The organism is Micromonospora sicca, from assembly GCF_003172935.1.
GTDB classification, from domain to species: domain Bacteria; phylum Actinomycetota; class Actinomycetes; order Mycobacteriales; family Micromonosporaceae; genus Micromonospora; species Micromonospora sicca.
Genome location: NZ_QGKS01000466.1, coordinates 1 through 7,483 on the forward strand (window position 1 = coordinate 1; position 7,483 = coordinate 7,483).

Annotated in this window: 9 protein-coding genes and 2 pseudogenes; 3 read left to right on the forward strand and 8 right to left on the reverse strand. The window is 68.0% G+C overall.

The annotated features are described in order from the left end of the window. A partial coding sequence (locus DKT69_RS34480; RefSeq protein WP_146231287.1) for a transposase family protein occupies positions 1-197 on the forward strand: 197 nt, incomplete at its 5' end. A 218-nt stretch (positions 198-415) separates the two neighbouring features. Further along, entirely contained in the window at positions 416-1,267 is an 852-nt protein-coding gene (locus tag DKT69_RS34485) for a TIGR02391 family protein (protein ID WP_109805576.1), read from the forward strand. Positions 1,268-1,495: 228 nt separating this feature from the next. Here the strand turns inward: DKT69_RS34485 and DKT69_RS40410 are convergent, their stop codons facing one another. From DKT69_RS40410 to DKT69_RS34510, 6 genes and pseudogenes are all read right to left on the reverse strand, one after another. Further along, on the reverse strand, positions 1,496-1,705 hold the full coding sequence (locus DKT69_RS40410) for an NUDIX hydrolase (protein WP_236648536.1): 210 nt from the start codon (positions 1,703-1,705) through the stop codon (positions 1,496-1,498). A gap of 100 nt (positions 1,706-1,805) precedes the next feature. Continuing rightward, positions 1,806-1,949, reverse strand: a pseudogene (locus tag DKT69_RS40415) (NUDIX domain-containing protein); the annotation flags it as partial. Then, a complete protein-coding gene (locus DKT69_RS34495) occupies positions 1,946-3,067 on the reverse strand; it encodes a DegT/DnrJ/EryC1/StrS family aminotransferase (RefSeq protein ID WP_109805577.1) in 1,122 nt (373 codons plus the stop codon). The pseudogene DKT69_RS40415 and the gene DKT69_RS34495, both read right to left, overlap by 4 nt. Beyond that, entirely contained in the window at positions 3,057-4,085 is a 1,029-nt protein-coding gene (locus DKT69_RS34500; protein WP_109805578.1) for a zinc-dependent alcohol dehydrogenase, read from the reverse strand. Before DKT69_RS34500 ends, DKT69_RS34495 begins: the two co-directional genes overlap by 11 nt. A gap of 56 nt (positions 4,086-4,141) precedes the next feature. Continuing rightward, positions 4,142-4,747 (reverse strand): deoxynucleoside kinase, encoded by a 606-nt coding sequence (locus DKT69_RS34505; protein WP_109805579.1) that lies wholly within the window; start codon positions 4,745-4,747, stop codon positions 4,142-4,144. Then, positions 4,747-5,265: an SAM-dependent methyltransferase gene (locus DKT69_RS34510; RefSeq protein ID WP_438361904.1), complete on the reverse strand. Its 519-nt coding sequence runs from the start codon at positions 5,263-5,265 to the stop codon at positions 4,747-4,749. Before DKT69_RS34510 ends, DKT69_RS34505 begins: the two co-directional genes overlap by 1 nt. Here DKT69_RS34510 and DKT69_RS34515 point away from each other — a divergent pair. Beyond that, complete coding sequence (locus DKT69_RS34515) at positions 5,177-5,572, forward strand: GNAT family N-acetyltransferase (RefSeq protein ID WP_236648532.1); 396 nt, start codon at positions 5,177-5,179, stop codon at positions 5,570-5,572. The genes DKT69_RS34510 and DKT69_RS34515 overlap by 89 nt on opposite strands. 143 nt (positions 5,573-5,715) lie before the next feature. Here the strand turns inward: DKT69_RS34515 and DKT69_RS40420 are convergent, their stop codons facing one another. Further along, positions 5,716-5,865 (reverse strand): hypothetical protein, encoded by a 150-nt coding sequence (locus DKT69_RS40420; protein WP_236648535.1) that lies wholly within the window; start codon positions 5,863-5,865, stop codon positions 5,716-5,718. A gap of 623 nt (positions 5,866-6,488) precedes the next feature. Further along, positions 6,489-7,394 (reverse strand): annotated as a pseudogene (locus DKT69_RS34525) (replication-relaxation family protein); the annotation flags it as partial. Between the last annotated feature and the right edge of the window lie 89 nt (positions 7,395-7,483).

Genomic DNA, 7,483 nt, shown 5'->3' on the forward strand with positions numbered 1-7,483 from the left:
ACGGCGCCTGCACCGACGTGCAGCAGCAGTTCAACAGAGCCCACAACGGTGTCCGCGCCATCGGCGAACGCGGAAACTCCCTGCTCAAGACCACCTTCAAAGCGTTGCGCAACGTCAGCCTCTGCCCCTGGAGCATCGGCAGGATCACCGCGGCAGCCCTCGTACTCCTGCACTTCGACCACAACCGCACAACCTGATCACCCAACGCCACGACCCGTTACGCGGAAAGGCTCACTGACCGGAAGCAACGAGTTGCCGCCCAGACCCGCACCGCTTGGCCCAGCGCCGGGGCTTCCGTTGGGTGGGCCCAACCACACCTGCGAGTATTCGGCACCACTGATCGGTCGAAATATCCGCCCGAGCGTGCGCGTGGCGTACCGGCCGAGTTGGACAGTTGGGTGAAACAATCTCAAGAATGGAGGCCAGGAAGAACCCCGAGTACTTGAGATCCGTCGCCCAAGCGGTCGCGGACTTCCGTGATGCCCTGACGGCCTTCCTCGAGCTGCACGTTCTCAACGGGGAACCAGGTCGCTTCGGCGGCGTGGCACGCGGGATCGCCCCTGCCGTATTCGTGCGTGACGACACTGACCCCGAGGAGCTTGAGCGTCGGCGGACACGGGTGGGCAGGGCTGCCGGGTTGGCGGTCAGCGCGACGCCGTTGACCGGTATCGCAATCACTGTCCAAGGCATTGGGACGGTGGACCCCATCCGGAACTGGGCGACGATCACCCAGCCGAAACCTGTCCTAGAGCCGGCCAACATCCTCGATGCATGTGATCACGCCATTGGTCGCCTCGAAGGCTTGATTATGCAAGCGGAAGCGGAGCGTCCACCCAGTGTGGGCGCTGAAGCCATGCATCCGACTGTGTGGGGTGCGGCAGCTCGTCTCTGGCGTGACGGACACTTCCGCCAAGCGGTGACGGCCTCCGCCGAGGCAGTCGTCCTCATGGTCAAGAACCGGACCGGGCGCAACGACATCGCCGAGACCGCGCTTTGGCAGGAGGCGTTCTCTGACAAGGACCCGCAACCTGGGAAACCGAGACTGCGCTGGCCCGGAAACCCGACTGATCGAGACATCACCACGATGAACGCCGGGCTGCGGCAGTTCGCGCCCGGCGTTCAGATGACCATCCGCAACTCCGCAGCGCATGGTATTGGTGAGCTTGGCGAGCAGGACGCCCTTGAGCGACTCTCGGCGCTGAGCCTACTTGCCGGATGGGTGGACGAATGCGAACTCGCCGAGGCCGCCGATTCCGGGCGCAGCTAAGGGCCGTCACGTAACTGGGTGAAAGCATTGCCCGGCGCCGACTTGGTTGTCCACCCGGAGAGGGCGATGTTGTGCAGGATATTCCAGGTCTTCATCCTGGCCAGGGAGTGCTTTATCTGCGATCGGACGGTGCGGTGCTGGGCAGGGAGCCCCAGTACCAACGAGATCGCGGAGGACGCCGGGTAGACCCTATGGCGTCCTCCGCTTAGTTCTCCGTTCCGGAGCTCCTCAAGCCGGTTGAGGGATCAAGCGGGCAGCCTCGGTAATGAGAGCAGGGAGTTCGGCGGGCGTGTGGAGGGCCGCCAGGTCCTCGACGGGTACCCACTTCGCGCCGCCGACTTCTTCGACTTGGGCTGTCAGGTTGCCGCCGGTGGCTTGGCAGACGTAGACGAAGTCGATGTGTCGGTGTGGTCCGGCCTTGCGGTCTTCGATGTCCATTTCGATGATGGCGAACGCTCGGGATGCTGCGTACGGCGGGGTGCCGGAACGGCTGTGGGCCGAGGATGTCGGCAATGATCCCGGTTTCCTCATGTACTTCGCGGAGTGCCGCTTCGGCGGGGTCTTCGTTGGGGTCGATGTGTCCGCCGGGGTACAGCCACAGGTCGGTCTTGTTGTGGTGCACGAGCAGGACGTGGCCTTCGTCGTTGAAGACGACGGCTGAGCTGGTGAAATGGCGGATCATGCTCTGGTTTCTCCCTGGGCGATTTGGGCCGCGCGGTCGGCCATCCACGCTACGGTCGCGTCCGTCATTCCGGGGTGAACGGGGAGTTGGACGGTGGTCGTGGCGAGGTGTTCGGCGTTGGGGCACTGGTTGGCGTAGGGCTGGAAGATGGGCTGGTGGTACAGCGGCCGGTAGCGCCACCGGATCGAGTCGGGTGGGAGTCCGGCGGCTTCGAACGCGGCGGCGACCTGCGGTGTGCGGTCTTTGATGGTGAGGACGAGGTTGTAGTAGTTCGGCTTGTCCTGGACCCCGTACGGCAGTTCCCGCAGCAGGCCGCCCGGGGGTAGGGCGGCGAGGATGCGTTGGGCGTTGCGGCGGCGTCGGTCGAGCTGACCGTCGAGTAGCTTGAGTCGGCGCAGGCCGATGGCGGCCAGGGGGCCGGCGAGCTTGTAGTTGACGCCGTGGGTGGTGCCGCGCATGTGGCCGAGGTGGGTGTACCAGTCGATGCGCTCGCCGAGTTCCTCGTCGTTGGTGAGGACGAAGCCGCCCTCGCCGGTGGATAGGAGCTTGCGGTCGTGGGTGGAGAAGCAGCCGACTGCGCCGTGGGTGCCGGCGAACTGGTTGCCGACTCGGGTGCCGTGGGCTTGGCATGCGTCCTCGATGACCGGCACTCCGGCCTGGGCGAGGAGGTCTGCGCTGGCCCGCTCGTCGTTGGGGTAGCCCCAGAGCGGCAGCGTGATGGCGGCGCGGGTCCGTCCGGTGAGCTTGCGCTGGATGTCGGCGGGGTCGAGGGCGAGGGATTCGGGCAGGGTGTCGACGGGGACGGGTACCGCTCCGCAGGTGAGTACCGGCATGGCGGTCGGCAGGGGTGCGGTGGCTGGAACGAGGACTTCCGTGCCGGGTCGGACGTCGAGGGCGATGAGCGCGGCGTGTAGCGCGGAGGTTCCCGAGTTGACGGCGATGGCGCGTCGGGCGCCGAAGCGTTTGGCGAGCGCGTGTTCGTAGATGGCGAGGACGGGGGCGCCGCCGGAGAGGCGGCCGTCGTCGAGGGTGGCGCGGATTTCGTCAAGTTCGCCGCAGGGTGGAGGGGTGTATCGGTCGTCGACGGGGTTGAGGACGTCGTGGCTGCTACTTGTCATAGGTCAGCACCACCTTGATGGTCTCCTCGGGGCGCTGGGCGATCAGGTGGTATGCCTTGGCCGCCTCGCTGAAGGGGAAGCGCTGGGTCACCAGGCTGTCGACATGCACGTGCCCATTGATGACCAGGTCTCGGGCTGAGGTGCTGAGTCGGGGCAGGTCCCAGGCGGGGTGGGCGCGCTGTGGGCAGCCGTTGACGGTCATGGAGGAGACCAGGGTGATGCGGTTGCGGTGGTATTCCTCGCCGAGTCGTAGGCCGTTCTGATCGCCGTGGTAGGAGGCGACGGTTGCGACCCGGCCGCCTACCCGGACGCAGCGGATCGCCTCGTGCAGGCCGCGGTAGGAGCCGGAGGCTTCGATGGCGACGTCCGCGCCCTGCGGGCCGCAGAGCTTGCGGACCTGTACGGCGATGTCGTCGTCGGTGGCGGCGTGCACGGGTGTGATGCCGAGGGAGTCGGCGGTGTCCAGGCGCAGCGGGTAGCGGTCCACTCCGATGACCTTGGCGGCTCCGGAGAGTCGCGCGAGTTGGCCGGCGAGAAGGCCGACGGTGCCGAGCCCGACTACGACGACTGTGTCGCCGAGGCGTACCTCGGCGTCGTGTACGCCGCCGAGGGCGACCCGCGCCAGGATGAAGAAGACGGCGCGTTCGGCGTCGACACCGGCCGGTAGCCGGCTTGCGATGGCGGCGTCCGCGGGGATGATGTGCGCGGTGCCGTGCGGGCGGTCGAGGGTGACGAGGTCACCGATGCTGACTTTGCTGACAGCGGCCTCGCCGACGGCGGTGACCCGTGCGATGGTCTCGTAGCCCGGCGCTACCGGGAAGTCCCGTCCGGCGCCGTCGAGGAAGATGCGTCGCTGCGGGTCCCAGGACCGGTGTAGCGCGGCGGCGTCTCCGGCCACCCAGGCCATCTCGGTGCCGTGGCTGATGCCAGAGACGACCGATTCGGCGTAGACGTCGTCGGGGCCGAGTGCGGGCAGATGCTCGCGGACGATCTCGACCTGGCCTGGACCGGTGATCATGACCCTGCTGCACGGAGGCGCGTGGGCAGTGCGTGGCTGTGCGACGTCGGTTTCGGTCATGACCTCTCCAGGGCTGGTAGGCGGGCAAGGAGCGCGTTGACGTCTTCGTCGTTGAAGGCGTCGAATTCGCTGGTGTCGAGCCGGATGATTCGGCTGGCGTAGTCACCGAGCGGTGTGTCGAAGGCTTGGGTGAGGTGTTCGAGGTAGGCGGTGGACAGCGCGAATTCCATGGGCCTGCCGCGTTGCGCGATCCGGCGTGCCAGGATCGGCGCCGGTGCGGTCAGGGCGATGAGGAGGTCGGGTCGTGCGGCGGCGTCGCTCCAGGTGGCGCAGGTCTTCCTCACTCGACTGGCGTCGTCGGGCGGCAGGGTGGTGTGGGCGAAGATGACCTGCTGCGCTATGGACCAGTCCGCCACGACGGGTGTGCCGTGGGTGAGCAGGTCGTCGATCTCGCGAAGTTGAGCGACGCGCAGCGCCAGGAAGGCCAACTCGACCTGGAGAGCCAGGGCCACGGGGCGGGTCTTCCCCGCGGCGTAGAGCTTCGGGAGAAAGGGGTTTTCGACGAACGGGTCGCGCATCAGACGCGCTCCGAGACGCTCGGCTAGTCGCTGTGCGAGGGTGGTCTTGCCGGCGCCCGTTGGTCCGGCGAGTCCGATGAACATCAGCGCCTGCCCGTTCGCCGGGATGCCTGTTGTCCGGCCGGTTCTGGCCTTGGCTGTTCCGTCATGACAGCTGCTCTTTTGATGCCAACCCCGGCGAGGAAGCTGGCGAGGAAGGGGCTCGCCGGCAGGCCTTCCACCGCGAGGTGGTCCTCGGGGTCGGGGCGCCAGTGAGATACCGGGACGAGTGCCGCGCCGGCCGGACGCGGCGCTGCGCCGGGTTGGGGCGCGACCATGGCGAAGTCACCGAACAGTGCCTGGACCTCGGCGAGGTCGCGGAGTTGAAGTGGAGTGGGGGTGCGCTGGTACAGCCGCTGAACCTCCTCGGTCTGGCTGGTGGCCGTGCCGGAGGTCGCGTGGGAGAGGACGAGGGCGCTGCCGGGACTCATTGCGGCGCGGAAGGGTTCCACGATGGCGTTGACGTCGCCGGGGATGAAGTGCAGGACCGAGACGAACAGGACGGCCACCGGGCGGGCCAGGTCGATCAGCCGCCCCGACGGGCAGGTCGTCGGCAGCGTGATCGCCTTCCGAAGCCAGGTCGACCCATCAGAGATCTACCTGCAAGACGTGATGACGCACCCCAGCCACCGCCGTCAAGGGGTCACGCGGGCGCTCGTGGAAGAAGTTCACCGCCAAGGCTCTCTCTGGGGATGCCGGCGCCTCTTCCTCACCTCGGAACCCGACAACCACGCCGCGCACAGAGCGTGGCTCGGTTTGGGCTTCAGCAACGTTCCCGGAGACACTACCGAGGTGGGTGTGTCCGTGGTCTACGACTTCAAGGGGCCGGGGAAGCATCGCGCCGTGTATGAGCGATCGATCGGCGCCTAGCGTCAAGTGGCCTGTGCAGGACGTCACCGCCGAGACTTGCACGGCGAAGTAGACCTCGGCGAGGCGTGATTCCAGTCCGCCCGGCCTGTCGAGTTCGGGCTGGCGGTAGCAGCGGCTGCGCCCGCCCAGTGGGCGGGCGCAGGTCATGCGGCGTGTGGTGGGGCGGCGGGCTGGTGGTGCAGGCGCAGGAGTCGGGCGAGCTTGGCGGCTTGGTCGATGTCGGGTAGGCCGGCTTCGGCGGCGAGGGCTTGGATTTCGTCTTCGGTCTTGGGGTCGGTCAGGTAGCGGGCCATCGACAGCGTCCCCGGCTGGGTCGGGGGCTCGGTGTCGGGGTGCGCGGTCGGGGCCTCGTCGGCGGATGTCCTCGTGAGGTTGGCCGCCGGCGATGGGTGTGGTGTGTTCGCGCGTGATTGCTGGTCACGGCGTGTGGCCATGTCCCTCCCAGGACGGCTCGTGGCGTGAGGTCGAGGTATCGGGTCATCGGCAACTCCTTCTCGTGGGAACTGGCATCAGGGTTGATCGCCGGGTCGTGCCGCTCGCTCAGACAGCGATGGACCCCGACGACAGGGGCGAGGGCCGCGGAGGGTACCTCCAGTGGCTGCGGAAGCGAACGGGGTCGCCACTCACGCGATCTGTCGCGTCGCGGTGGCTGTTGTGAGTATGCGCGGTTCGGTCGCTGGCCTGTCACCGGAGCGCCGCGCTGACAGATCGGTGAGTACCGGCGTGGTTGCCAATGTTGGCGCTGGCTGTGTGCCGTCCGCGCCGTTGTTTCGCCCGGTAGGGCCGTACGGCGGTCGACGGCCGCCCAGGGGTGCGGGGGCGGGCGCGTCACGCGGCGTGTCGGCCTCGCACGCCGCGTGACGCCCCACCTGGCCTGGGCCATCAGGCTGCCCGCTCGTTCCCGCGTGGCCGCAGTGTGGGTCGGGAACTCGTCGTCGTGGTGGGTGTCGGTGTAGGGCAGGTCGATGAGGCGGTGGCGGCCGGCGGTGCGGCCGGTCAGTTGCCAGACCTGCTCGGCGGGACTGGCGCCGAGTGCGAGGCGCAGTTCGATGGTAGTGGTGGCGATGACGGTGTCTAATTCGATGCCGGCGAGGCGGTGGTGCAGGTTCGCCTCGCGGCGGGCGGAGGGTAGGTGGAACAGGACCGGCCACGCCCAGTTGCTCATGGCGTACAGCCGTTCGTACTTGGCGACTTTCTCGGTGAGGATGTCGAGGCGTTCGCGGCCGGTGTCGTACTCGAGGAAGAACGGCACGGACCGTCCGCGCTCGGTCCACACCCCGGCGTCGTCGGGGCGGGGCAGTCCCTTTGGTCCGTGGACCATCATCTGCGGGTTGCCGCCTTGACGGTAGAACACCCCTGGGTCGTGGAAGGCTGAGGCAGGATGCCAGCGGTCCAAGCTGGTGTCGGGGTGGGTGCGGGCGTGCGTGGCGAGGTCGATGAAGACCTGGTTGCCGCCGAGCAGGTGTGGCAGGTCGGGCCGCGCGGTCAGGGACTGTTTGCGGCGGCGGGCTTGGTCCCGGCGCGGTGGTCCGAGTCCTCGTTGGGCGTGGACGTGGTCGTAGCCGAGTTGGTCCAGGACGTAGTGGTACGGGTAGGAGCCGCCATCGGCTCGGTTGGGTCGGAATCGGTCTGTCGCGCGGAGGACGGTGAGGCGGCGTAGCCGTCGTTGGGCGAAGTCCAACGACGGAAACAGCGCGCTGGCGATCTGGTCGGTGGTCAGCACTCCGTGGTCGTAGAGCCAGCCGAGGAGGCGGTCGTCGCGGGCGGTGATGCTCGCCTGCAGGCGCAGCAGCGGGTCCGGGGCCGGCAGCGGTCTACGCATGGGCGGCCCCTGGGGGGATACCCCACACATGAGGGTGTGTCTGGAGCCGATCAGGGTCGGTGATAGGCGGCCTGACCTGGGCTGTGAGG